This window comes from Hymenobacter sp. (assembly GCF_031398885.1).
Lineage (GTDB): Bacteria > Bacteroidota > Bacteroidia > Cytophagales > Hymenobacteraceae > Hymenobacter.
On sequence record NZ_JANNOD010000065.1, the window covers coordinates 147,768 to 171,009 of the forward strand.

A 23,242-nucleotide genomic window follows, 5' to 3' on the forward strand; every position below is an offset into this window, starting at 1 on the left:
AGCAGTCTCAACTTTTTGCATTATGTTTGAGAAAATTTAACCAAAAGGTTAAACCAACGTAAGCAGTGGACGACCCCAAGCGCTCAACCGAAGAACTTATCCTGGAGGCCGCGCAGGCGGTGTTTCTGGAAAAAGGCCTGGCGGGCGCGCGAATGCAGGAAATAGCCGACCGGGCCGGCATTAACAAGGCCTTGCTGCACTACTATTTCCGCAGCAAAGACAAGCTGTTTGAGATGATAGTGAGCCAGGCCATTGGCACGATACTGCCGCGGATGCTGGCCGTGCTGGACACCGACCTGGACTTGTTCGAGAAAATCCGGCGGCTGGTGAATGAGTACATCGCCTTCGTGAGCCGCAACAGCTTCATGCCGCTTTTCATTGTGAACGAAGTGAACCGGAACCCGCAATTCTTCTTTAAATCCTTGGTGCAGCAGGAGCGGCCGCACCTGGACACGTTCCGCCGGCAGGTGGACGAGGCCGTGGCGCAGGGCCGCATCCGGCCGGTCAGCTCCGCGCAGCTCCTGATGAACCTGATGTCAATGGTCATTTTTCCGTTCCTGGGCAAGCCGGTGTTTCAGGTGGCGCTGGGGCTGTCGGCCGAAGAATTTCAGCTGGAAATGGAACGCCGCCGTACTGAAGTGGCAGAATTTATTATCCGAGCCATTCGGGTCTGATATTTTTTTGCCCGTCCTTTAACCACTTAGTTAAATTAAATGGATAAGCGCCTTCGTTTTCTGACCGGGGCTTGGCTGCTGGCTCATTCCGTGGTGGGACAAGTCCCGGCCCCGGCTCCCCCCGGGCCCGTCCTGACGCTGGCCCAGTGCTACGAACTGGCGCTGGCCCACGCGCCCCAGCGGCGGCAGCAGGCGCTCAACGAAGCCCAGGCCGCCAATAATCAGTCGAGGTTGGGCACCCTGCTGCACCGGCCCCAGCTGGCCGTGAACGGGCAAGCCTCCTACCAGAGTGAAGTCACGCGCATTCCAATTGAGGCTCCCAACATCAGCATTCCCACCCTCGCCAAAGACCAGTACCGGCTGACGCTGGATGCCGCCCAGACCCTCTACGACGGCGGCACCACCCGTCGCCAGCAGGAGCTGGAAGAGTTGAATAGCCAAGTTGGCAACCAGCAGGTGGAGGTGAGCTTGTACCGGCTGCGCGAGCAAGTGAATGGCTTGTTTTTCAGTGCGCTGCTGGCCGACGAAAATGCCCGCCTGCGCCAAAGCCTGCGCACCGACCTGGTGCAGCGCCGCAAGTCCCTGGTGGCCCGCCGCGCCAACGGCGTGGCCACCGGCCAGGACGTGGCCCGCCTCGACGCCGAAGTGCTTGGCCTCGACCAGCAGCTGCGCGACCTGGCCAGCAGCCGGGCCGGATTGCTGGCCCAGCTGGGCGAGTTGCTCGGGCAACCGCTGGCTCCCGAAACTCGCCTGGCAGTTCCGACCGCCCCGCCGGACGCCGCCGCCCGACCTGAATACGCCCTTTACGACCAGCAGCGCGCGCTGCTGGCCCGCCAGCAAGAGCTGAACGAGGCCCGCCTGGCCCCGCGCCTGAGCCTGTACGGGCAAGTGGGCTACGGCCGGCCCACACTGGATTTTCTGCGCAACGACTTCCACGGCTACGGCCTGGCCGGCGTGCGCCTGAACTGGAACCTGGACCGCTACTACACCCGCCGCCAGGACCGGGAAGCCACCCGGCTCAATACCGAAGCCGTGGCCGTGCAGCAGGCCGTCTTCGCGCAGCAGCAGCGCGTGGCGCTGGCGGGCCAGCAGTCCGCCATCGGCCGCTACCAGGCGCTGCTTGACGCCGACCAGCAACTGATTGGGCTGCGCGAGAAAATTCAGGCCACGGCCGCCGTGCAGCTGGATAATGGGATTATTGGCTTCAGCGACTACTTCACCGAGGCCAACCACCTGACCCAGGCCCGCTTGAGCGAGCAGCTGCACCGCCTGCAACTCCTGCAAGCCCAAACCGACGAACTGACCACCCGCGGGGCGACTGCGCCGCCGTCCTCCCCCACCCGCTAACCGCCGCCTACGTCCATGAAACGACTCCTGCCTTTCTCCCTGGCCGGCCGCCTGCTGGCCACCGCGCTGCTCTTCGGCGGCTGCCAGGCCGAAGCGCCCCGCTTCGATGCCTCGGGCAATTTTGAAACCACCGAGTACGTGGTGGCGGCCCAGGCCCAGGGCCAGTTGCTGCGCCTGGCCGTGACCGAAGGCGACGAGCTGCCCGCCGGCCGCGTCGTGGGCCTCATCGATACCGTGCAGCTCTACCTGCGCAAGCGCCAGCTGCAGGCCAGCCAGCAGGCCGTGCGCCAGCAAACGCCCAACGTGTCGTCGCAACTCGGCGCGCTGGCGCAGCAGGTAGCCAACTTGCAGCGCGAACGCAAACGGGTGGTGAGCCTGGTGCGCGCCGACGCCGTGCCCGCCAAGCAGCTCGACGACCTCGACTACCAACTGGCCACGGCCCGCCAGCAGGTAGCCGCCCAACGCTCGGCCCTGGGCACCCAGGCCCGCGGCACCAGCGCTCAGGCCGAACCCCTGCGCGTGCAGGTGCAGCAGGTAAACGACCAGCTGCGCCAAGCCCGCGTAGTGAACCCCGTGGCCGGCACCGTGCTGACGGTGTACGTGCAGCCCAGCGAGGTGGTGAGCTACGGCCAGCCGCTCTACAAAATTGGCGATACCAAAATGCTGGTGCTGCGCGCCTACGTGGCCGGCGACCAGCTCACCCGCGTGAAGCTGGGCCAAGCCGTGAAGGTGCTGGTGGACGCCCCCGGCGGCCAGCGCCGCGCCGCGCCCGGCCGGGTGCAGTGGATTTCGAGCAAGTCGGAATTCACGCCCAAGGTGATTCAGACCAAGGAAGACCGGGTGAACCTGGTGTACGCGATGAAAATAGCAGTGCCGAACGACGGGAGCCTGAAAATCGGGATGCCGGCGGATGTGCTGTTTTGAAGCTGAGGTGCACGGTGGCCGGTCATGCAGAGCATTCTGCGCATCAAGCAGAGACGAAGCATTTCGCTCACTTCGCTGGATGATTGAATTACTGCCCCGAGCGAGATGCTTCGTCTCTGCTTGATGCGCAGAATGCTCTGCATGACGGGCTCACAACAAAATCACCCATTCGCCCATGTCCGCCGCCGTTGAACTACGCAGCATCAGCAAAGCCTACGGTTCTGTGCAAGCCGTGCAGGGCGTGAGCCTGGCCGTGGCGCCGGGCGAGCTGTTCGGGCTCATCGGGCCCGATGGAGCCGGCAAAACCACGCTCTTCCGCATCCTCACCACGCTGCTACTCGCCGACGCCGGCACCGCCACCGTGGCCGGGCACGACGTGCGGCGCGACTACCGCGCCATTCGCAACGTGGTGGGCTACATGCCGGGCCGGTTCTCGCTCTACCAGGACCTGACCGTGCAGGAAAATCTGGAGTTTTTTGCCGCCTTGTTTCGCACCACGGTGCGGGAAAACTACGAGCTGGTGCGCGACATCTACGAGCAGCTGGCCCCGTTCAAGGACCGGCGGGCGGGGGCTTTGTCGGGTGGTATGAAACAGAAGCTGGCCCTGTGCTGCGCCCTCATTCACAAGCCTGAGGTGCTGCTGCTCGACGAGCCCACCACCGGCGTCGATGCCGTGTCGCGGCAGGAGTTCTGGCACATGCTGGGCACGCTCAAGGCCCAGGGAATTACCATCGTCGTGTCCACGCCCTACATGGATGAGGCGGCCCTGTGCGAGCGGGTGGCGCTGCTGCAAACCGGCCGGGTACTGCGCGTGGACACCCCCGAAGCCCTGCAAAATTCTTACCCCTGGCCGCTGTATGCGGTGCGGGCGGCCCGCATGCACCCGCTGCTGCAAGACCTGCGGGCCTACCCCGCCGCCCACAGCTGCTACGCTTTCGGCGAGGCCGCCCACCTGAGCCTGGAGCAGAATACCCCCAACGCGGTGGCCCAGCTCACGGCCTACCTCACCGGCAAAGGGCACGCCGGGGTGGCCGTGGCGCCCGTGGCCGCTACCATCGAAGACACCTTCATGGACCTGCTGGCCCGGCCGGCCCCACCCCTTTCCGCGCAGCCATGACGAGCCCCTTGTTCACTTCCTCCGCGGCTAGTATCCAGCCGCTGGCCCCGGTTATCCGGTGCGAAGGCCTGACCAAGCGCTTCGGCGACTTCGTGGCCGTGAATGCCATTTCGTTTGCGGTGGCGCCGGGCGAGATTTTTGGCTTCTTGGGGGCCAACGGCGCGGGCAAAACCACGGCCATGCGCATGCTCTGCGGCCTGCTCGGGCCCACCGGGGGCGCGGCCACCGTGGCGGGGTTCGACGTGTTCCGGCAGCCCGAACTCATCAAGCAGCACATCGGCTACATGAGCCAGAAGTTCTCGCTCTATGAGGACCTGACGGTGCGCGAGAACATCCGCTTCTACGGCGGCGTGTACGGCCTGCGCACGGCCGCCATCCGGGAGAAAACCGACGAGCTGCTGCGCCGCCTGGGCCTGGAAGCCGAGCGCCACACGCTGGTGGGCTCCCTGCCGCTGGGCTGGAAGCAGAAGCTGGCCTTTTCGGTGGCCCTGCTGCACGCGCCGGCCGTGGTGTTCCTAGACGAGCCCACCGGCGGCGTGGACCCCATCACCCGGCGCCAGTTCTGGGACCTGCTCTACGAGGCCGCCGCCCAGGGCACCACCGTCTTCGTCACCACCCACTACATGGACGAGGCCGAATACTGCGACCGGGTCAGCATCATGGTCGACGGCAAAATCGAAGCCCTGGACACGCCCGCCGGGCTCAAGCGGCAGTTCGGAGCCGAGACGATGAACGACGTGTTCCTGCACCTGGCGCGGGGCGCGAAGAACAGCGGGTAGTTGTCAGTTGTCAGGCTGATGATTGAGCGGCAAAGGCACTGACAACTGACAACGAGCAACTGACAACTAAAATCAGCCCATGAGAGCCTTCCTGATGTTCGTGCGGAAAGAGTTTCTGCACATCTTCCGCGACCCGCGCACGCTGCTCATCCTGTTCGGGATGCCGGTGGCGCTGGTCACGCTCTTCGGCTTCGCGCTGACCAACGAAATCACGAACGCCGACGTGGCCGTGCTCGACTTCGATAAGGGCCACCACGCCCGCCAGGTGCAGCAGCGGCTATTTTCGTCGGGCTACTTTGGGCTGCGCGACTACGCCCGCAGCTACCCCGACGTGGCGGCGGCCTTCCGCCGGGGCCACGTCAAGCTGGCCGTGGTGTTTCCGGCGGGCTTTTCGCAGGACCTCGACCACCTCGGCCACGCCCAGGTGCAGCTCGTGGCCGATGCCTCGGAGCAGAACACGGCCCTCAGCCTGGTCAACTACGCCACGGCCATCATCAAAAGCTACGAGCAGGAAACGGCCAGCCGCCGCGCCGCGCCGGCCCCGCGCGTCGAGGCCGTGGCCCGGCTCTACTTCAACCCCGGTCTGAAAGCCGCCTACACCTTCGTGCCGGGCACCATGGCCCTGATTCTGCTGCTCGTGTCGGCCATGCTCACCAGCATCACCATTGCCCGCGAGAAGGAAACCGGCACCATGGAAGTGCTGTTGGTGTCGCCCATGCGGCAGTTGCCCATCATTATCGGCAAAATCATCCCCTACTTCCTGCTATCCTTCATCAACGGGCTGGTCATCCTGGCCCTGGGGGTGTGGGTGCTGCACATTCCCGAGCGCGGCAGCGTGGTTCTGCTCATCGCCGAAACGCTGCTCTACGTTTTCCTGGCCCTCACGCTGGGCGTGCTGATTTCGACGCGAGCGGCCTCGCAGCAAACGGCCATGCTCATCTCCCTGCTGGGCCTGCTGCTGCCCACGCTGCTGCTCAGCGGCTTTTTGTTTCCCATCGAGAGCATGCCGGCGTTCCTGCAACAGGTGTCGCGCCTGATTCCGGCCCGCTACTACATCACCATTTTGAAGGGCGTCATGATAAAAGGCTTGGGCCTGCGCGAACTGTGGCGCGAAACGGCCATCCTCGCCGGCATGGCCGGCGCCCTGCTGCTGCTGGCGCTGGGTTCGTTGAAAGACCGGCTAGCGTAGGGCAATTAACAATGAGCAATGAGCAATTGCTCAACGGCTCCTCACTTGCTTTTCCTTGCTCATTGTTAATTGCTCATTGTTAATTGCTAATTAAATGCGCATCGTTTGGTTTTTGCTCGAAAAGGAAGTTCGGCAGTTGCTGCGCAACCGCACTTTGCTGGCGCTGCTGCTGGTGGCGCCCATCGCGGAGCTGTTGCTGCTGTCGTTTGCGGCCAACTACGAAATCAAGAACCTGACCCTGGTTGTGGTGGACCAGGACCACAGCCCGGCCGCCCGACGCCTGCTCAACCAGTTTCAGTACACGCCCTATTTCCGGCTGGTGCAGTTGCGGCCCACCAGCCAGGCGGCCGAGCAAGACCTGCTCAGCGGCCGCGCCGACCTGGTGCTGGTCATTCCGCCGCGCTTCGAGCGCGACCTGGTGCGCGGAGGCCACGCGCAGGTGCAGCTGCTCGTCAACGCCCTCGACAACGTGAAAGCGGGCCTGGCCAGCGCCTACGCCACCGGCATCGTGCAGGGTTACCAGGGCGAGGAGCGCCCCGCCACCGTCCAGGCGGCCCTGGCCGCACCGAGCGGGCTGGAAGTAGTGCCGGCCTACTGGTACAACCCGCTGCTCAACTACAAAACTTTCATGGTGCCGGGCATTCTGGTGGAAATCATCAGCCTGGTGGTGATGCTGGTGGCCACGCTCAACATCGTGCGCGAAAAGGAAATCGGCACCATCGAGCAGCTCAACGTGACCCCCATTCGCAAGTGGCAGTTTATTCTGGGCAAACTGCTGCCATTCTGGGCGGCGGGGCTCTATCAGTTCACCATCGGGCTGCTGCTGGCGCGCTTCCTGTTCCACGTGCCGATGGTAGGGAGCGTACTGCTGCTCTACGGCATCATGGCGGTGTTTCTGCTGGTGCCGCTGGGGCTGGGGCTGCTTATTTCTTCGGTGAGCCGCACGCAGCAGCAGGCGCTGTTCGTGGCGTTTTTCTTCATCTTCATTTTCATTCTGCTCTCCGGCCTGTTCACGCCCACCGAGTACATGCCGGCCTGGGCCCGCACGCTCGACTGGCTCAACCCCTTGCTATATATCATCGACATTGCCCGGCGCATCCTGCTCAAGGGCAGCACCCTGCGCGACGTGCTGCGGCCGGTGCTGGTGCTGCTGGGCATGGCCGTGGCGGTAAACGCGCTGGCCGTGTGGCGCTACCGCAAAACGTCGGGGTAGGATAGCCGCGCGCCTGTTTTCCCGGCGCTAGAAGGCCAATAAAGTTGAGGCAGTTTGACGAGCTCAGAAAATAGCCTGAGCCGTTGATATATTCAGCCACCCGGAACAGCGCACTCCCCCGGAGCTGCCATTTGGTTGCGCGGCGCTTCCTGCCTACCAGATAGCAATGATGCGGGCAAACCCGCCCGTCGCTCCTTCCACTTTGGGAGCACCCACTAGGAGGGTTGCCCCGGTTTTAGGGATTTTGGCCAGGTTCGCGACGCACTCAACCCCCCATTTACCAGCGGCGAAAAGGGTTTTGTGGCCGGTATAGTTTTCGTCTGTTCCGGGGTCGAAGGAGAGCACATCCACCCCAATGCCGGCGATGTTCCGCTCGGCGAGCAGAAACTGAATGGCTTCGTTGGAAAAGCCCGGATAATGCTTCTGCTGCTGGCGGTCGAGCCCCACAAACAAGGAGTCGTTCAAATGTTTCTCCCATCCCGAATACATCATTACGCAGCAATGAGCGGGAATTTTGCCGTATTCCGTTTCAAACTGTCGCAGGTCCTCCACCGACAGCGTGGCGTCGCGGTTGAGATTCGCTTTAGCGCTGATGTCGACCACGACTACCGGCACGATGAGGTCTTTCAGCGCAATCTGGTCGAGCGATTTCTCGCCGGCGATGAAGTGGTTCGGGGCATCGATGTGGGTACCCAGGTGCTCGTGCATTTGCCACGAATTAGCCGCTACGCCGTTTTTCGCCAGCGTAGCCATCGGAATCAGCTTAAACGGATAAGTAAGCTTTCTTACCGGGATAAAGGGAAAGGCCGCATTCAGCGTGTGCGTCAAATCCACCAGGTGATTGAAAGGCAACGTGCGGTTGGCTGTTGCGGGCGGCGGCTCCTGCGCACAGCCCGTTGCCAGCGCGGCGGCCCCCACCAGCAAGCCGGCAAACCAGGAGCTGCGTACTTGCTTTCTGTTATTCATCGCCTGGTAGGTAAGGGCCGCCCGTTTCGCCCCAGCCCCACCGGGGCATGGGCGCGTCGTGCGCCATGGGGTTGGTGGGCAGGTGCGAGTTGATGACGGCCAGCCGGGTGCCCCACTCCAGGTAGCCGACCAGCGCAGAACGAAACTCGGGGTCGTTTTTAAGCCCGATTTCGTCGGCAATGCGCAGCAACAGCAGCATCCAGCGCTGGCGTTGCGCCTCCGTAAGCATTTTGCCCATGTGCTGGCCTATCATCTTGGCGTGGCTGCCACCGTCCTCAGTGGTGTAGAGCTTGCTGCCGCCAAACACTTCGGCCACAAAATGCGCCACGTGCATCACGTGCTCCGGTGCCATGTTTCGAAAAAGCGGCCCCAGCTCCTCATCCTGCAATACGTGGTGGTAGAACTGACTGAAAAGCTGCTCAAATGTGGGCATATCGCCGGCCCATTCGTACAGCGTCGGTAGTGTTTTCATAGCGGTAAGCAGTTATTTCCGGCGCACTACATCGGTCAGGCGGTAGTGCCGCATTTCCTGAATATTACTGAAGAAGCCTTTGATGGGGGCGAAGAAGCCTGGAAACTGTGGCCCCTTGCGAAAGCCTTGCAGGTGGGCTTCGGTGGAGGTCCACTCAATGCGCAGGATAAAGTGGCCGGCCTCTTCCTCGCACTCGGCCAGCTCGTAGCCCAGGCATTCGGGGGCGGCGTCCAACTCGGCGGCGGCTTGGCGATAGGCGGCAACGAGCGCCTCGCGCTGGTCGGTAGCTACGTGGTAGCAGATGTATTCGGCAACCATTGGAAGACAGGGGTTTGATGAAAGAAAACCGTACAGTTAGGGTGGGAAGGCACTTTTGTACTGGTCCTGCCTCGGTGGGGCGTGGTGCCGCGGGGTGGGGTGGTGGCGCTAGCGTCTGCGGAGTAAATGTAGTAGCTTGCATACTCCTACGGAAGTACTGACTATTAAGTCAGTAACTGCCTTAATAGTCAGTTTTGTTGAACAGCAACCACTTAAATTTTAACAGATGCTGAAAAACGGAAAGAGCCTGTTCCTGGACGTGCATGGGCGACGGTATTACTGCCAGGTCGAGTTGGCCATGGACCTGCTGGGCGGCAAGTGGAAGGGTGTCATTTTGTGGTACCTGCAAGGCGACACTTTGCGCTTCACCGAACTCAAAAAGCAAATCGTCACCATTTCTGAAAAGGTGCTAATCCGTGAGTTGCGCGAGTTGGAGAAAGCCGGATTGGTGATTCGAAAAATTTACCCCGAAGTGCCGCCCAAAGTCGAATACTGCCTTTCCGAATTTGGCGAAACACTGGCCCCGGTCTTAAGTGCCGTTAGCGGGTTTGGCATGAGCTACGCAACAAAGTTTGGCCAAGTAATAGAGGCCCAACCGGCGGAAGCCGGAGCAAAATAGCCCGGACAGAATAAGAGATGAAGTAGCCATAACTGGTGAGTACTTTACTCGTGGACGGCATGCTGCCCATGTTCTGTCGCCGCTGATGGGCACGGCCGTGTGACGCTGCCGCAAAACCAGCGGGTAACGCCCGGCGTGTTCAGCCGAGCTGGCCTCAAGTCCGACGGCCCAACTGCGGCAGCGCGGCTAGTCCGCCCCGCAAAACGACTCGTGCGCGAGCTGGGCCAGCTCCCGCAAGTGCTGCCGCAGTTCAGGCGGCGCTACCGCCGTGAACGTGCCGGCCTGGGGCAAGAGCCAGGCCGCCAGGTAACGCAGGCCCCCGGGCAGAAAAGCCATTTCCACCATTCCATTAGGCAGAAGCTCCTCGCTGACCCAACCGTACTGGTGCTTGCTGTCCTGAATGTGGCGCACGGCCTCGGGCTGGAAACGCACGCGGGCCACCTCCAGGTTCTGGCGGCGGGCATCCTGAGCCGACCAGTAGGATTGCAGCGTTTCCGGACGCGGAGCGAAGGTTTCTTCGCGCAGCTCCAACTGCTCGATGCGGTCGAAGCGAAAGTCCCGGAAGTCCTGCCGTAGCCGGCAGTAGGCCACCACGTGCCAGTGCTGTTGCAGGTAGCACCCAATCGGCTCCACGTCGCGCTCGGTGCTGGCCTCGGCCAGGCCCGCGCGGTAGCGCAGCCGGACGGTGCGATGGGTGGCGGCCGCGGTGAGCAGGAGCTGGTGCGTGCGGCTGTCGGCGGGCGGCGCCAATTGGGTCCGTGGGCGCAGCACCTGAATGCGGGAGTTCAAGCTTTCGAGGTGGTCGCGGTCGGGGCGGCGCAGCACGGCGCGCAGCTTGTCCATAGCAGCCTGGCTGTGGGCGGCGGTGTGCTCGTCGGTGAGGCGGGCGGTCAGCTTCTCGCCGGTGAGCAGGGCCATGGCTTCGTCGCGGGTGAACATGACGGGCGGCAGCTTGTACCCCTCGGCCAGGGAAAAGCCGACGCCGGCTTCGCCGTAGAGCGGCACGCCGGCGGCTTCCAGCGTGCGCAGGTCGCGGTACACGGTGCGCAGGCTCACTCCGAATCGTTCGGCCAGGGCCTGGCCGCGCACCACCTGCTTGGCTTGCAATTGCAGCAGAATGCCAACAATACGGTCGAATCGATTCATGCAGAACGGACTTGATGGATGTACTTAGTAGAAAACGTCCCGGCGGGAGCTTATCCGACGCTGGACGAGCCCTCAGCATACGCAGCGATACGCCGAAAGTAGTACAGCCCCTGGGGCCTCGTCGGCAGGGCGCAGGTCCGGCTGACTGTTGAGGGAAGGTACCGTAAACAGGGGCCATTGCCTGCTGACACACTGCTGTCGCACTCGCCTTCTTTCTTTGCCAGAGCTATTCGCTTTGTTCCACTCACTTCTTCTGTCTCTGTCCTAATGGCATCGTCACCGCCCGACTCATCCAACGATATGCCTTCTCCCTTCGGTTATATCGAAGTTCGGGGAGCCTACGAAAACAACCTCAAATACGTCTCGCTGGACATTCCCAAGCGGCGCATCACGGTGTTCACCGGCGTGTCGGGCTCGGGCAAGTCGTCGCTGGTGTTCAGCACCCTGGCAGCGGAGTCGCAGCGGCTGCTCAACGAAACCTACCCGGCCTTCGTGCAGGGCTTTCTGCCCCGCTACGGGCAGCCGCACGCCGAGTCGCTCACCAACCTGTCGGCGGCCATCATCGTGGACCAGCAGCGGCTGGGCGGCAACGCGCGCTCCACGGTGGGCACCGTCACCGACACCTACGCCCTGCTGCGCCTGGTCTACGCGCGGCTGGGGCGGCCCGCCATCGGCGGCGTCAGCGCCTTTTCCTTCAACGAAGTGCCGGGCATGTGCCCGGCCTGCGGGGGCCTGGGGCAGGTGGCCACCGTGCGGCCCGAGCAGCTCACCGACCCCGACAAGAGCCTGAACGAAGGCGCGCTGCTCTTCCCCACGTTCGGCGTCAACTCCATCTTCTGGACCATCGTCGCCCAGTCGGGCTTTTTCGACCCCGACAAAAAGCTGCGCGACTACACCGCGCAGGAGTGGCAGCAGCTGCTCTACCAGCCCGAGACCAAGGTAAAACTGGCCACCCTGGGCACGGGCAGGACCACCTACGAGGGCCTGGTGCCCAAGTTCCGGCGGGTGTACCTCTCGAAAGACGCCGGCCAGCTCCAGCCCCACCTGCGGGCGGCCTTTGAGCGCGTGGTGGCGCAAGGCGTCTGCGAGGCCTGCCAGGGCGCCCGCCTGAGCCCGGCCGCGCTGGGCTGCCGCATCGCCGGCCGCAACATTGCCGAGTGCGCGGCCCTGCCGGTGGGCGAGCTGGCGGCGTTCGTGCGGGAACTGTGCGAACCGACGCTGGCCCCGCTGCTCGCGGCGCTGGCCACGCGCCTGGAGCAGCTGGTCGCCATCGGCCTGGGCTACCTGACGCTGGGCCGGGAAAGCGCCACGCTCTCCGGCGGCGAGTCGCAGCGGGTGAAAATGGTGCGCCACCTGGGGTCGAGCCTGACGGACTTAACCTACGTGTTCGACGAGCCCAGCATCGGCCTGCACCCCCACGACGTGCCGCGCCTCAACGCGCTGCTGCGGCAGTTGCGCGACAAGGGCAACACGGTGCTGGTGGTGGAGCACCGGCCCGCCGTCATCGCCATTGCCGACCACGTGGTGGACATGGGGCCGCGAGCCGGCCGGAACGGCGGGGAAGTGGTGTACCAGGGCTCCTACGCCGGGCTGCTGGCGGCCGACACCCTCACGGCCCGGGGCCTGCGCCACCACCCGCCCCTCAACACGCGGCCCCGGCCCCGCACTGGCGACTTGCACCTGGCCCATGCCGCGCTGCACAACCTGCGCGACGTGTCCCTGACCCTGCCCACCGGCGTGCTGACGGTGGTGACCGGGGTGGCCGGCGCGGGCAAAACGTCGCTGCTGCTGGGGTGCCTGCCGCAGCAGTACCCCGGGGCCATCGTCGTCGACCAGCGCATCAGCCGGGGCTCCAAGCGCTCCAACCCGGCCACCTACCTGGGCTTGCTGGACCCCATCCGCAAGGCGTTTGCGGCGGCCAACGGCGTGAGCGCCGCCTTGTTCAGCGCCAACTCCAAGGGCGCCTGCCTGGGCTGCCAGGGCCTGGGCGTGGTGTACACCGACCTGGCCCACCTGGACCCGGTGGCCACCGTGTGCGAAGCCTGCGAGGGCCGGTGCTTCACCGCAGAAGTGCTCGGCTACCGGCTGCGGGGCCAAAACATCAGCGACGTGCTGGGCCTGTCCGTGGCCGAGGCGCGGGCATTCTTCGCCGAGCCGGCCATCACCAACACCCTGCAAGCTTTGGTGGACGTGGGGCTGCCGTATCTGACGCTGGGGCAGCCGCTGAACACGCTCTCGGGCGGGGAGCGGCAACGGCTGGAGCTGGCCAGCGAGCTGGGCAACACGGCCCAGATTTACATCCTGGACGAGCCGACCACCGGCCTGCACCTGCACGACGTGGCCACCCTCATCCAGCTGCTCAACCGCCTGGTGGACAACGGCAGCACCGTGCTGGTGGTGGAAAACCACCTCGACGTGGTGTCCAGCGCCGATTGGGTCGTGGAGCTGGGGCCCGGCGCCGGGGATGCCGGTGGCCGCGTCTTGTTCGAAGGCACGCCGGCCGAGCTGCTGACCGCTGCCGCATCCGTCACGGGCAGCTACCTGGCGCAGTACCACAGCGGCGACGCCCCGACCGCAGCGCCGGTTTTCGGCCCGGTAAGCAGCACCCGCTGAAGGCCTTCGCTTGCCGAATTCACCCGGCGGCCGGCCGAAAAAATACTTTTTCCTGCTGACACACAGCTGTCGCAGTCGCCCGGTTCCTTTGCTGGCACAGTCACTTTGACCCTTACTCGTATGCGTACCATTCAAGAAATTGCCGACCAGTACTACGCCATGGCCCAGAAAGGCCAAATCCACCAAATCCAGGACGAGCTGTACGCCCCCGAGGCGGTCAGCACGGAGCCGGAAAACATCTCGCAGCTGCCCATCACCGTCACCGGCATCCCGGCCATCCGCGACAAGGAAGCCGTTCTGGAGGCGCAAATTGAGGCGCGGCACGGCGGCTTCTGCGGCCCGCCCATCGTGGGCTCCTACTTTTTTGCCTGCACCATGGGCATGGACGTGACGCTCAAAGGCCGGGGCCGCGTGCAGAAGGACCAAGTGGGCGTGTTCGAAGTAGCCGATGGCCAAATCGTGAAAGAACAGTTCTTCTACAACGACGCGGCCTACTAACCTGGAATCCACTTAGTGGCATGCGCTGGGGTAAGCAAATGAGTCATTTTCCCGGTTTGCTTACCCCAGATTAGTGAACGTGCAGGCCAGGACGGTTTAGTCATGGGGAATGCGCTGGCCGTGTGGCGCCACCGCAAAAACCAGCGGTTGTGCTTGCCCACCTACGTCCACTTATTTCCTTTGAATGCGTGGTGGGATACCCAGAAGCCCCCAGCCAGGCCAACGATAAAAACGGTATAACGAACTACGTATTGGGTTTCTAAAAAGCCGTCGTCCAGTACGTGCTGGTAGATGCCCAAGCCGATTAGAACCAGGCTGAGCCCAACGACGAGCAGGCCCGCGCGCTTTTTTTGGGTGGGCACGAAGGCACAGGCCAAAAAAACGAACAGCCCAAAAGCCAGTGCCGGGACGGTCAGCATTTTTACCCAGTACTCAAACCAGGTGAGGTGGTGCAAATCCACAGCGCCCGTCCGGTGCATCAGCAAGTTGGCCGAACCCATGGTTAGGGTGCCGGCCAGCAGAATCCCCAGCACCCATTTCGCCGCGTTCCAGAGCGCGACTACTAGCGAAGTTTTGGCCGGGCTATTTTCCATCTTGGCAAGGTAGGTTGCTTCGGCGGACGGATAATTTTCTATCTGCTCTGATGCAGGCAGAACGCGCCTGCCAGGTTATGATTGTGCTTTATCACGCAGTCAGCGGCTGAACACAAACCAGCATATACTATTTCTTAATTTTTGGTCCTCCAGCACCAGTTCACGGATAGCATCCGGGAGCTGGTCCCGCTGCCACTGGCACTCCTTACGTCCCGTCGCCTCTTTCTCGCTTTCCTCAACAGCTTCTCTTACGGCTCTGATGGCATAAGCGGCAGCACCCAGTTCATGTGCCGCGACGTGGGCTACTGCAACGGCTTGCCCCGCTGCTAAGGCGGCAAACTTCGCAGCATCTGGCACCTCACGCGCGGCTGCATTGGCCGCGAAAGCCGCCTGATGGGCTTGCCTCATTGGTATCTCACCTCTTACCCATGCCCGCGTCAATTCTATTGCTTGCCGTGGTCGTTTATCGTCGGCGTTGGCTTGCTCAAATAAATGCAGCACGTGTTCGGCACAAGCAGCGGCCCACAACGCCAGCAGATGGTGGTCTGAGTCTGTCAACGTACCACCACGTCTTACCGTAATAAATCTCGCGTCTCTCTCCTTTGGCAATATCATTTGTCTGTCGATTGGGAGAAAAGAGGGGCTGCGAATTATTAGCTCGCCAGCCCGTAAAACGCCTGCAAATTGTCGCGGTAGGTGCGGGTCCACTTCAGGGTGGTGCCGCTGCGCAGGCTCACGATGTACTCGCCGTTGTAGTACGTTTCCAGGGCCGCCACGTGGGCCAGCCCCACCACGCAGGAGCGACTGATGCGAGTGAACTGCGCGGGGTCGAGTTGCTGCTCGAGCAGCGTCAGGCTCTCGTAAATCAGGTGCGTGCCGGCGGCGGTGTGCACGCTGATGTAGTTGCTGTCGGAGTCGAAGTACTGGATGTCCTCAACGGGCACGAAAAACAGCTTTTTCTGCTCCTTCACCAGGATGCGCCGCCGGTAGCCGGCCGGCCGGCCGGCCCCGGCGGCCAGCAGCGGGTGCGGGCCGGCCGGGCCCGGGCGCTGCGCCAGCTGCTGGGTCACCCGCGCCACGGCCTGCCGGAAGCGCACCTCGTTAAAGGGCTTGAGCAGGTAGTCGGTGGCACTGACCTCGAAGGCGCGCAGGGCGTAGCTGTCGTAGGCCGTGGTGAAGACGACGAACGGCTGGTGGTAGGGCCACACCTCGCGCAGCACCTCGAAGCCATCGAGCTCGGGCATCTGCACGTCCAGGAACACGAGGTCGGGCCGCAGCTGCAGGATTTGCAGCACGGCCTCGGTGCCGTTGGTGGCCTCGCCGGCCACGGCAAGGGCCGCGTCGCCCCGCAGGAAGGTGGCCACCACCTGCCGCGAGAGCAATTCGTCGTCCACAATCAGGGCCTGGTAGCTCATGCGGGTTCGAGCTGAAGGGGAAAGGCCAGGGGTTGCGCGGCGGGCAGCGCGGCAAACGGCACCCGCACCGTCACCCGCGTGCCGCTTGGCGTCTGCTCAAAGGCGAACTGGGCCCGCCCTTCGTAGATTTTTTCCAGGCGGGCGCGGGTGTTGCGCAGGCCCACCCCGGCCGACGCCCCGCGCCGCGGCTTAGGGGGGCCGGGCCCCGGGCCATTGTCGTGGATTTCCACCACCAGCTCGCCGGCTTCGCGGCGGGCGTGCAGGCGTATCAGGGCCCCGGCGGCGCGGTGCTCCACGCCGTGCAGCATGGCGTTTTCGACCAACGGCTGAAGCAGAAACTGCGGAAAGGCGCCGTCCAGCGTGTCGGGCGCGGCGTCCAGCTCCACGCGCAGGCGGTCCTGGAAGCGGATGTGCTGGATGTGCAAGTACTTCTCCACGAACCGCAGCTCTTCGCGCAGCGGAATGAGCTGGGCGTCGCCGTTGACCAAAATGGCCCGCAGCAGGTCGCTGAGCTCGGTGAGCATTTCGATGGCCCGGTCGTTTTCGCGCTGCAAAATCAGGCCCACGATGGCCTGGTGGGTGTTGAAGAGAAAATGCGGGTTGAGCTGCATTTTCAGGGCCTGGAGCTGGGCCGCGGACAGCTGCGCCTGGAGCTGCTCGTTATTCAGCGCGTGGCGCATGTTCTGGTGGCGCAGGGCCTGGTTGCGCCGGGCGTAGGCGTACACGTTGTAGCTCGCCACCAGCAGCATGTACACGGCCAGCGACACGGTGAACCGGCTCGACACCACCAGCCACAGCGGGTCGGGGCCCCAGCGGTGGCCGGTTTGGAGCGCCAGCAAGTCGAACAGGACGAACTTGCCCAGGGCGGCCAGGGCCACGGCAAGCACCGCTTGGAAGGCCAGGTGCAGCAGCACGTTGCGCACCAGCGGCCCCGGGCGGCGCACCGAATCCAGGGGCACCCGGTGGGCCAGGTACAGAATCAGCGGCGTGCTGCCCCACCACAGCGTCCAGCGCAGGCCCCAGTCCAGCCGGTCGGTGGTGGACCAGCCGTAGCCGGTGGCGGTCCAAAAGGCGTTGGACTGCACGTAGGAGAGCGCCGCAAACGCGCCCCAGAACAGCCCGGCCAGCAGCCAGAATTGGCCCGGCCGCAGGGGAATGGCCGAACTCGCCAGTAAGGTGCGCAGGGGCTTCATGCGACGCGGGAATTCGCTCCTTCCCCACTGCTGCTCTGAGCCTTGCCGGCTAAAGTTGGCTGTAAAGAAGCAGCAGGCCGGGACCTCCAGCCGCGTAAGTTCAAACGGAAAATCAATGCGGGCATGAAAAAAGTGAGCAAACAGATGAACAACGGAAGAATGTAAGTTGAGGCTTGTAGCGACCATGGGCCATAAGTTTTATCCGAAGCGGCCCATTGGTTCCGCCATCCGGTCTTTGCCGCCTGCCAATTGATGCTTCACTTCCAAATTACCAGCTTTTGGCGGAGCTGAGTTGGACCAGCTGGTTTCTTAAATCTGGCCTATTGACTCCATGCAAGGGCCGGCTAACTTGCCAAAAACCCACCCTTCAGTTGTGTCAACAGGCTCGCTCCTGCGACCTTATCCGTTGCTTTTGAGAGTGTAGTTAGCACTTGGCGGTGGGCTCGTTTAGGTCCTGGTGCCGACGCCTGACAGGTCTTGAATTGCGCCCGTGCCCACCGGCCCCGACCCCAACAGCTCCGGCTTATCCCGATGGCATTACCTCATTTCGCTAGGGCCCAAATTTCGCCAGGGCGGCCCAAGTAGCTCCCGGGCCGTCTCCCCGCAACGCCTCGCCGTCTGGCACGGAACGCATACTGCACCCGGAATCCGCCTACTTTTCAAGCCATCCAACCTCAACGGCCCCTACCGATGCTCCGCTTTGACAACGTACCAACCTTGAATAAGCTACTCTGGCTGGATGCCTTTCTCGGTAGCACCACGGGCATCATGGGCCTCGTATTTTCAACCCCCTTAGCAGGTCTTTTAGGCTTGTCAACCACGCTTATTTTGCTGATAGCCGCCGTGACACTGCTTTACGCGGTACTGGCGGGCGCGTTGGCTCGTCAGCAACCGGTTTCCATGCTCTGGTTGCGCGTCCTGATTATTGCCAACGGGCTTTGGACGGGCGTAAGCCTGTACTTACTAATAGCGTACTACCCGACAGCAATTAAATTGGGCGTGAGTTTCCTGCTGGCGCAGCTGGTGGTGGTGGGAGTCCTGGCCTACGCGGAAGGCCGTCATTTGATGGTGGCAACCAATCATCCCCTCAATGAGCAGGGGTGACGCAGAGGCCTCGGGTAAAATACGCCCAGATGAAAGTTGTATAGCCTTCTGGTCCCGATACCAGAATTACCCTTGCGCTCGTTTTCCGCTGTGATGTTCCGCGCCTTGTATTCCGATTCCATCACCCTGCACCTTATTAGCGAGGACAACCAGGCCCACGTCGAAACCCTGTTTCAGGGCTTTCCCGATTCGGAGGCCATGGTGGCCGAGCTGCGCGAAAACTACCTGCCCGAGTACCGCCACGGCCGGCGCATGACCTACGGTTTCTACTCCCTGCTGGGCGAGGAGCTGGCGGGCATGACCGTGCTGACCATCGACAGCTGGGAAGAGCGGTACGGCTCCACCGGGGCCGACGTCTTCGAGCACATGCGCGGGCGGGGCGTCACGCCGCGCAGCAAGCCGCACCTGTTCTACCTGGCCTTCGAGCTGCTGGGCTTGAACCGCGTGGCCACGGGCCACCGCGTCTCCAACCTGTCGTCGAAGCGCTCCATCGAGAAAACGCCAGGCTTTCAGTTTGAAGGCGTGATGCGCGAGTCGGGCGTGAACGAGCGGGGCGAGTTTGAGGACGAGTGCCTGTACGCCATTCTGCGGCGCGACTGGGAACGGCTGTATGACAAGTCGCAGGTTCGGGTCATACACTAGCAGCGAAACTTACGGTACAGGTCGGATTTGAACAGCCGACTCAGTCCCTTTAATCATTGTGCATGACCCAAACAGCAAATACCTTGGCAGCACCTGAGCGCGCGATTACTCGGTTATTTGAGGTAGTGACGGCCATGGGTGACAAGAATATCGCAGCACACCATTGTTTGTAGTTTTGCAAAATGTCATCAACCACAACATTGTGGTCAAGCTCACCATGGCCATCACAATCCGCCCGGAACAAGCCGCCGATATCAACACCATCACAAGGCTTACCGAAGCAGCGTTTCAACCCGAGCCATACGCCAGCCACACCGAGCACTTGATTGTCAATGCCCTGCGACGCAGCAATCAACTAACGGTCTCGCTGGTTGCGGTGGAAGGTGATACCATCATGGGTCATGTCGCTATTTCACCCGTTACCATTTCGTCTGGTGCAACCGGGTGGTACGGCCTCGGCCCAATCTCCGTCTGGCCGGAGCGGCAGCACCAAGGCATCGGCTCGAAGTTGATGGCAGCGGCACTCGCTGCATTGCAGCACCAAGGAGGTCTTGGCTGCGTCCTGCTGGGTAGTCCTGCCTACTACGGGCGCTTCGGGTTCAGGGCCCAGCCTGGTCTCCTGCTGCCTGACACCCCACCCGAATTCTTCCAGGCGATAGCCTTTGGTGGCGAACTGCCAGTAGGAAACGTGCGCTTTCACGAGGCGTTCGACGTTACAGAATAAGCTACAACCCCGCATGCAGCCGGGCTGTCCTCAGTAGGCAGTTCGGTTTGCTTTGTTTAGAAAACGGCACAGGCGTCGCTGTTTCCTGCGAAAGAAACTACTATTCTGAGATTTTCCACGTCATAAGACAGCACGACATAAGGTCCTCTCAAGTATGAGATGCCCTGGATGTGCGCTTAAAAGCCAACCGATTATCCCACCGTGATAAATACACTCGACATCGTGGAAATCGTGCCTTATTGCCTCGACTACCCACAGCGGTACGCGGCAGCGATAAGCCAGCTGCTGCCGTTGCTCGCCCCGGTCGCCCCCATATTTTATCACGTGGGCAGTACGGCGGTGCCGGGACTGGCCGCCAAGCCGGTGGTGGACATTGCAGCCAGCGTCGAAGTATTCCCATTGCCGGCAACGCTTATTGCTAAAGTGATGCAGCTAGGCTACCTCTACTGGGCCAACAACCCGGCTCCTGATTACCAGCTCTTCATCAAGGGCACGCCGCGGACGCACCATTTGCACGTGTACGGTCCCCGAAGCACCCGCTTACGGGAGAAGCTGCTGTTTCGGGATTTCCTGCGCCGGGAGCCGGCGGCGGCGGCAGCCTACGAGCTGCTCAAGCACCAGTTGGCCGCCAGTTTCCGCACCGACCGGGAGGGGTATACGGAGGGCAAAACGACTTTCATTCGCCAGATTTTGCGCTTGGCCGGCTCCACGATAACCCAAGCACAAACGTAGCAAAAGCACAACCGTAGCAAAGTTGGCAGCATCTGCGCCCGGCCACCGCCACTCGTCCCCGCCCCGCCCATGCGCTACCACGAAATCAGCCCCGAAGCGCGCCTCGCCGCCTACATCAACTGCTTTTGGGTGCTGGATGAGGTGACGGCCAACGCAGCACCCGACCCGGTTTTTCCCGACGGCAGCCTGGAGTTGCTGGTTTACCTGCGGGGCGCGTCCGAGCGAGTCACGTTGGCCGACGGGGTTTCGGCGGGCAACCCCCGCCTCGAAATAGCCGGCCAGATGACGCGGCCCTACGGCATCCGGTGGGCACCGGGCGTGTGCCTGGTGGGGGTGCGGTTTTTTCCTCATACGTTCGCGCACTTTTTGCCGCCCGGCCTGCCGGTGCACGAACTCAACGACTTGGCCCTGGAGGCCGAGGCGGTGCTCGGGGCCAGCTTTCGGGCGGTGGCGCACCAGCTGGCGGATTGCGCCCACCCGGCGGAGGCGGTAGCGCGGCTGCAAGCTTATTTCCTGACGCGGCTGCGCCATCGCCCGCCGCCTACCACTGCGCCGTACCTGGATTTCGCCGTGCCCTACATCCTGGCCGGGCAGGGCCACGCCGACCTCGACGCGCTGCTGCGCAAGCTGGGCATCGGCGGGCGCCACCTGGAGCGACTGTTTGGGCAGGCCGTGGGCGTGAGCCCAAAGCACTTCTGCCGCATCATCCGGTTTCAGCAGGCGTTTCGGTGGCTGGCCCGCGCCGAGAGCCTCACCGCCGTGGCCACGGCCTGCGGCTACTACGACCAGGCCCACTTCATCCGCGACTTTCGCCACTTCACCGGCACCACGCCCTCGGCGTTTCGGCGCGGGGCCGGTTCCATCAGCGCAGCTTTTCTGGCAGAGACTAGCAGTTCGTATTTGTACAATTTCCGGGAGTAAAGCCGCCAGTTCTTGCAGCGGCAATTGGCTGGCATGTGCCACCAGCCCGTGCAGCTAGGTATTACCCCAGAAACCAGTACATGAAACACTTGCTTTTAGCCACTGCGGCGGCGCTGTGCCTCGGGCGGGCAGCGCAGGCCCAGCAACCCACCCCCGGCCCCCTAGCCCGCTTCGCCGTGTGGCAGCCCAAGGACAACCTGGCGCAGCTGTTTGCCAACGGCTACCAGCAGCACCTGACCTGGCACCGCGCCCAGCCCGACCCGTGGAGCTGGTACGGCTGGGTGGTCGGCTCCGGCCCCCGGCAGGGCCAGTTCATCGATGCCACCTTCGGGCACGCCGCCGCCGACTTCGACCGCCCCGTGAACCCGGTCGAAGACGCGGCTGACAACGCCCTGCACACCGAGCCGTTTGCCCGCTTCGCCGGCTCGTTCACCGTGGCCCTGCTGCCCGAGGCCAGCTCCCCGGGAACGCTGCAACTCACCGATGCCTACCTACGGGCCTACCACCTCACCCCCACCCGCCCGGCCGACCTGAAAAGCATGCTCGCCAAGCTGCGGGGGGTGGTGGCCCGGAAGTACCCGGCGCAGCGGCTGTATTGCTTCGAGTGGCTCGACGGCGGTAAGCTGCCGCAGGTGCTGCTGCTGCTGCCCGTGGCCAGCTTCGGCGAAAGCCTGGTGCCGGCGCAAATACTGCGGGAGCTGGAAGCCCTGGACACTCGCCGCGTGGTGCAAAGCATCGAAGCCGAAACCTGGCGCTACCGGGCTGATTTGAGCTATTTCCCCGGCAAGTGATATTGGGGCTGCTTTAGAAGCTGTTTGAATTAGCCGCTTATCGATGACAAGACGCATCCTTGCGTCTCGGCGTTCGCGCCGGTTCAACCATTATTGTTCAACCGAAGGTCAGCGGAGCTAATGACGAGACGCAAATATGCGTCTCTACTTCGTTCAGAAGCTAACTCAAACAGCTTCTAAGGGAACCCGTTGTACCAGCGGGTAAGCTGCCACCTTGTCGGAGCAGTCCCGGCGTAACTATTCAACCGGATAAGGTCCTTCGGCAAACGTCTGAGAATGGTAGCCTTTTTTACCGACGAGTTGCGTCAGGGGGCTGCGCGGGTCGGTACCTGCTCGCAGGCAATCGAGCACGTGCTGGAAATCGTAGCGCGGCTGCCAGCCCAGCTCCTGGCGGGCGCGCTCGTTGACGTACACCCGCCCGATGCCGGGGAACATGCGCCAGCCCCGGCGCGCGTAGGCGGCTTCGTAAGCCGGGAACAGCCGCTGCACCACCGCCGGGGCATTGGTGCGCAGCTCCGCGAGGTCGGCCGGCGCGAAAGGCGTGGTGGCGCTGATGATGTAGCGGCCAAAACCCAGGTTCGCCGCCCGCGCCAGGGCGAGCAGATGCGCGCTGACTACGTCCTCAACATCCACGCGCCGGTGGAGGTACTCGTTGGCCTTCACATTGTCGTCGGCGTAGGCTTGGCGCGTCGCGGGCTGGTCGTCGTCTTCCGGGAAGAAGCGCGAAGTGCGGAGCACCAGGCAGGGCAAGCCCTGGTTGCGGTGAAACAACCGGCAGAGGTCTTCGGCCGCCGTCTTGGTGACGCCGTAGATGTTTTTGGGCACCGGCGCAACGTCCTCCGTCACCCAGGCGGCGGGCGCATCGGCGGGCGGCGTTAGCGCATCGCCGAACGTGCTGGTCGTGCTCGTGAACACAAACGCCCCGACGCCGGCCTGCACGGCTTCTTCCAGTAGGTGCAGCGTCCCCGTAATGTTGGTGTCCACAAAGTCTTGGCGGGTGTGCGTGGCCACGTGCGGTTTGTGCAGCGTGGCCGTGTGCAACACGGCATCGACGCCGCTCATGCACTGCTGGACGTGGGCGCGGTCGGTTAGCGACCCCAGTTGGTCGGTGAAGGCCGAGGGCACGATGTCCAGTCCAACGACTTCGTGGCGCTGCTGGCGGAGGGTCCGAACCAGGGCTTCGCCCAGGTGGCCGCTGCTGCCCGTCACCAAAATCTTCATGCGCGGGATAGATAAGTGAAGTGGTGGGTTT

25 protein-coding genes are annotated in these 23,242 nt (G+C 63.1%); 16 read left to right on the top strand and 9 right to left on the bottom strand.

Annotated elements, in window-relative coordinates; translation table 11 throughout:
* Positions 1-65: 65 nt before the first annotated feature.
* The 7 genes from RMO51_RS14080 (at position 66) to RMO51_RS14110 (ending at position 7,243) form a co-directional block, all read left to right on the top strand.
* Entirely contained in the window at positions 66-674 is a 609-nt protein-coding gene (locus RMO51_RS14080; protein WP_310395619.1) for a TetR/AcrR family transcriptional regulator, read from the top strand.
* A 39-nt stretch (positions 675-713) separates the two neighbouring features.
* Positions 714-2,021, top strand: a complete 1,308-nt coding sequence (locus RMO51_RS14085) for a TolC family protein (protein WP_310395621.1) — start codon at positions 714-716, stop codon at positions 2,019-2,021.
* 15 nt (positions 2,022-2,036) lie between these two features.
* The gene (locus RMO51_RS14090) at positions 2,037-2,945 is read left to right on the top strand and encodes an HlyD family efflux transporter periplasmic adaptor subunit (RefSeq protein WP_310395622.1); all 909 of its coding nucleotides are present in this window, start codon (positions 2,037-2,039) and stop codon (positions 2,943-2,945) included.
* 175 nt (positions 2,946-3,120) lie between these two features.
* Positions 3,121-4,062: an ABC transporter ATP-binding protein gene (locus RMO51_RS14095; RefSeq protein ID WP_310395624.1), complete on the top strand. Its 942-nt coding sequence runs from the start codon at positions 3,121-3,123 to the stop codon at positions 4,060-4,062.
* Complete coding sequence (locus RMO51_RS14100) at positions 4,059-4,841, top strand: ABC transporter ATP-binding protein (RefSeq protein ID WP_310395626.1); 783 nt, start codon at positions 4,059-4,061, stop codon at positions 4,839-4,841. Before RMO51_RS14095 ends, RMO51_RS14100 begins: the two co-directional genes overlap by 4 nt.
* Before the next feature lie 79 nt (positions 4,842-4,920).
* The gene (locus RMO51_RS14105; RefSeq protein ID WP_310395628.1) at positions 4,921-6,030 is read left to right on the top strand and encodes an ABC transporter permease; all 1,110 of its coding nucleotides are present in this window, start codon (positions 4,921-4,923) and stop codon (positions 6,028-6,030) included.
* 94 nt (positions 6,031-6,124) lie between these two features.
* Positions 6,125-7,243 carry an ABC transporter permease gene (locus RMO51_RS14110; protein ID WP_310395629.1) on the top strand — a complete coding sequence of 373 codons (1,119 nt, stop codon included), beginning with the start codon at positions 6,125-6,127 and terminating at the stop codon, positions 7,241-7,243.
* 153 nt (positions 7,244-7,396) lie between these two features.
* On the opposite strand, the gene RMO51_RS14115 is transcribed toward RMO51_RS14110, so the two are convergent.
* Genes RMO51_RS14115 through RMO51_RS14125 form a run of 3 tightly spaced genes read right to left on the bottom strand, consistent with a single transcriptional unit; the run spans position 7,397 to position 8,999 of the window.
* Positions 7,397-8,209, bottom strand: a complete 813-nt coding sequence (locus RMO51_RS14115; protein ID WP_310395631.1) for a cyclase family protein — start codon at positions 8,207-8,209, stop codon at positions 7,397-7,399.
* Positions 8,202-8,681: a group II truncated hemoglobin gene (locus RMO51_RS14120; protein WP_310395634.1), complete on the bottom strand. Its 480-nt coding sequence runs from the start codon at positions 8,679-8,681 to the stop codon at positions 8,202-8,204. The genes RMO51_RS14115 and RMO51_RS14120 overlap by 8 nt, the downstream gene beginning before the upstream one ends.
* A 12-nt stretch (positions 8,682-8,693) precedes the next feature.
* Positions 8,694-8,999, bottom strand: a complete 306-nt coding sequence (locus RMO51_RS14125) for an antibiotic biosynthesis monooxygenase family protein (RefSeq protein WP_310395636.1) — start codon at positions 8,997-8,999, stop codon at positions 8,694-8,696.
* Between the two features lie 226 nt (positions 9,000-9,225).
* On the opposite strand from RMO51_RS14125, the gene RMO51_RS14130 reads away from it, so the two are divergent.
* The gene (locus RMO51_RS14130) at positions 9,226-9,618 is read left to right on the top strand and encodes a helix-turn-helix domain-containing protein (protein WP_310395638.1); all 393 of its coding nucleotides are present in this window, start codon (positions 9,226-9,228) and stop codon (positions 9,616-9,618) included.
* 186 nt (positions 9,619-9,804) lie between these two features.
* On the opposite strand, the gene RMO51_RS14135 is transcribed toward RMO51_RS14130, so the two are convergent.
* Entirely contained in the window at positions 9,805-10,764 is a 960-nt protein-coding gene (locus RMO51_RS14135; protein ID WP_310395640.1) for a YafY family protein, read from the bottom strand.
* A 300-nt stretch (positions 10,765-11,064) separates the two neighbouring features.
* On the opposite strand from RMO51_RS14135, the gene RMO51_RS14140 reads away from it, so the two are divergent.
* On the top strand, positions 11,065-13,377 hold the full coding sequence (locus RMO51_RS14140; protein WP_310395641.1) for an excinuclease ABC subunit UvrA: 2,313 nt from the start codon (positions 11,065-11,067) through the stop codon (positions 13,375-13,377).
* A gap of 120 nt (positions 13,378-13,497) precedes the next feature.
* Entirely contained in the window at positions 13,498-13,875 is a 378-nt protein-coding gene (locus tag RMO51_RS14145; protein WP_310395642.1) for a SnoaL-like domain-containing protein, read from the top strand.
* A 161-nt stretch (positions 13,876-14,036) separates the two neighbouring features.
* Here RMO51_RS14145 and RMO51_RS14150 read toward each other — a convergent pair whose 3' ends face one another.
* The 4 genes from RMO51_RS14150 to RMO51_RS14165 form a co-directional block, all read right to left on the bottom strand.
* Positions 14,037-14,468, bottom strand: coding sequence for a hypothetical protein (locus RMO51_RS14150; RefSeq protein ID WP_310395643.1), 432 nt, complete (start codon positions 14,466-14,468; stop codon positions 14,037-14,039).
* A 99-nt stretch (positions 14,469-14,567) separates the two neighbouring features.
* Positions 14,568-15,083 (bottom strand): putative immunity protein, encoded by a 516-nt coding sequence (locus RMO51_RS22605; protein ID WP_409025045.1) that lies wholly within the window; start codon positions 15,081-15,083, stop codon positions 14,568-14,570.
* A 38-nt stretch (positions 15,084-15,121) separates the two neighbouring features.
* Positions 15,122-15,883, bottom strand: a complete 762-nt coding sequence (locus RMO51_RS14160; RefSeq protein WP_310395646.1) for a LytTR family DNA-binding domain-containing protein — start codon at positions 15,881-15,883, stop codon at positions 15,122-15,124.
* Positions 15,880-17,076 carry a histidine kinase gene (locus RMO51_RS14165; protein WP_310395648.1) on the bottom strand — a complete coding sequence of 399 codons (1,197 nt, stop codon included), beginning with the start codon at positions 17,074-17,076 and terminating at the stop codon, positions 15,880-15,882. Before RMO51_RS14165 ends, RMO51_RS14160 begins: the two co-directional genes overlap by 4 nt.
* A 690-nt stretch (positions 17,077-17,766) precedes the next feature.
* On the opposite strand from RMO51_RS14165, the gene RMO51_RS14170 reads away from it, so the two are divergent.
* The 6 genes from RMO51_RS14170 to RMO51_RS14195 all read left to right on the top strand — a co-directional run bounded on the left by RMO51_RS14170 (position 17,767) and on the right by RMO51_RS14195 (position 21,990).
* Positions 17,767-18,180, top strand: a complete 414-nt coding sequence (locus tag RMO51_RS14170; RefSeq protein ID WP_310395650.1) for a hypothetical protein — start codon at positions 17,767-17,769, stop codon at positions 18,178-18,180.
* A 72-nt stretch (positions 18,181-18,252) separates the two neighbouring features.
* Entirely contained in the window at positions 18,253-18,822 is a 570-nt protein-coding gene (locus RMO51_RS14175) for a GNAT family protein (RefSeq protein WP_310395652.1), read from the top strand.
* A 175-nt stretch (positions 18,823-18,997) separates the two neighbouring features.
* Positions 18,998-19,546, top strand: coding sequence for an N-acetyltransferase (locus tag RMO51_RS14180; RefSeq protein WP_310395653.1), 549 nt, complete (start codon positions 18,998-19,000; stop codon positions 19,544-19,546).
* 201 nt (positions 19,547-19,747) lie between these two features.
* A complete protein-coding gene (locus RMO51_RS14185) occupies positions 19,748-20,278 on the top strand; it encodes a GrpB family protein (protein WP_310395655.1) in 531 nt (176 codons plus the stop codon).
* 69 nt (positions 20,279-20,347) lie between these two features.
* Entirely contained in the window at positions 20,348-21,199 is an 852-nt protein-coding gene (locus tag RMO51_RS14190; protein ID WP_310395657.1) for a helix-turn-helix domain-containing protein, read from the top strand.
* Between the two features lie 80 nt (positions 21,200-21,279).
* Positions 21,280-21,990 (top strand): hypothetical protein, encoded by a 711-nt coding sequence (locus tag RMO51_RS14195; RefSeq protein WP_310395658.1) that lies wholly within the window; start codon positions 21,280-21,282, stop codon positions 21,988-21,990.
* Positions 21,991-22,227: 237 nt separating this feature from the next.
* Here the strand turns inward: RMO51_RS14195 and RMO51_RS14200 are convergent, their stop codons facing one another.
* On the bottom strand, positions 22,228-23,211 hold the full coding sequence (locus RMO51_RS14200; RefSeq protein WP_310395659.1) for an NAD(P)-dependent oxidoreductase: 984 nt from the start codon (positions 23,209-23,211) through the stop codon (positions 22,228-22,230).
* Positions 23,212-23,242 lie beyond the last annotated feature (31 nt).

Bases quoted from the DNA above. Each gene is read 5' to 3' on its own strand.
- RMO51_RS14110 (WP_310395629.1), top strand. From the start codon at position 6,125: ATGCGCATCGTTTGGTTTTTGCTCGAAAAGGAAGTTCGGCAGTTGCTG.
- RMO51_RS14085 (WP_310395621.1), top strand. From the start codon at position 714: ATGGATAAGCGCCTTCGTTTTCTGACCGGGGCTTGGCTGCTGGCTCAT.
- RMO51_RS14090 (WP_310395622.1), top strand. From the start codon at position 2,037: ATGAAACGACTCCTGCCTTTCTCCCTGGCCGGCCGCCTGCTGGCCACC.
- RMO51_RS14190 (WP_310395657.1), top strand. From the start codon at position 20,348: ATGCGCTACCACGAAATCAGCCCCGAAGCGCGCCTCGCCGCCTACATC.
- RMO51_RS14135 (WP_310395640.1), bottom strand. From the start codon at position 10,764: ATGAATCGATTCGACCGTATTGTTGGCATTCTGCTGCAATTGCAAGCC.
- RMO51_RS14095 (WP_310395624.1), top strand. From the start codon at position 3,121: ATGTCCGCCGCCGTTGAACTACGCAGCATCAGCAAAGCCTACGGTTCT.
- RMO51_RS22605 (WP_409025045.1), bottom strand. From the start codon at position 15,083: ATGATATTGCCAAAGGAGAGAGACGCGAGATTTATTACGGTAAGACGT.
- RMO51_RS14105 (WP_310395628.1), top strand. From the start codon at position 4,921: ATGAGAGCCTTCCTGATGTTCGTGCGGAAAGAGTTTCTGCACATCTTC.
- RMO51_RS14165 (WP_310395648.1), bottom strand. From the start codon at position 17,076: ATGAAGCCCCTGCGCACCTTACTGGCGAGTTCGGCCATTCCCCTGCGG.
- RMO51_RS14145 (WP_310395642.1), top strand. From the start codon at position 13,498: ATGCGTACCATTCAAGAAATTGCCGACCAGTACTACGCCATGGCCCAG.
- RMO51_RS14100 (WP_310395626.1), top strand. From the start codon at position 4,059: ATGACGAGCCCCTTGTTCACTTCCTCCGCGGCTAGTATCCAGCCGCTG.
- RMO51_RS14130 (WP_310395638.1), top strand. From the start codon at position 9,226: ATGCTGAAAAACGGAAAGAGCCTGTTCCTGGACGTGCATGGGCGACGG.
- RMO51_RS14160 (WP_310395646.1), bottom strand. From the start codon at position 15,883: ATGAGCTACCAGGCCCTGATTGTGGACGACGAATTGCTCTCGCGGCAG.
- RMO51_RS14195 (WP_310395658.1), top strand. From the start codon at position 21,280: ATGAAACACTTGCTTTTAGCCACTGCGGCGGCGCTGTGCCTCGGGCGG.
- RMO51_RS14140 (WP_310395641.1), top strand. From the start codon at position 11,065: ATGCCTTCTCCCTTCGGTTATATCGAAGTTCGGGGAGCCTACGAAAAC.
- RMO51_RS14120 (WP_310395634.1), bottom strand. From the start codon at position 8,681: ATGAAAACACTACCGACGCTGTACGAATGGGCCGGCGATATGCCCACA.
- RMO51_RS14150 (WP_310395643.1), bottom strand. From the start codon at position 14,468: ATGGAAAATAGCCCGGCCAAAACTTCGCTAGTAGTCGCGCTCTGGAAC.
- RMO51_RS14170 (WP_310395650.1), top strand. From the start codon at position 17,767: ATGCTCCGCTTTGACAACGTACCAACCTTGAATAAGCTACTCTGGCTG.
- RMO51_RS14125 (WP_310395636.1), bottom strand. From the start codon at position 8,999: ATGGTTGCCGAATACATCTGCTACCACGTAGCTACCGACCAGCGCGAG.
- RMO51_RS14200 (WP_310395659.1), bottom strand. From the start codon at position 23,211: ATGAAGATTTTGGTGACGGGCAGCAGCGGCCACCTGGGCGAAGCCCTG.
- RMO51_RS14115 (WP_310395631.1), bottom strand. From the start codon at position 8,209: ATGAATAACAGAAAGCAAGTACGCAGCTCCTGGTTTGCCGGCTTGCTG.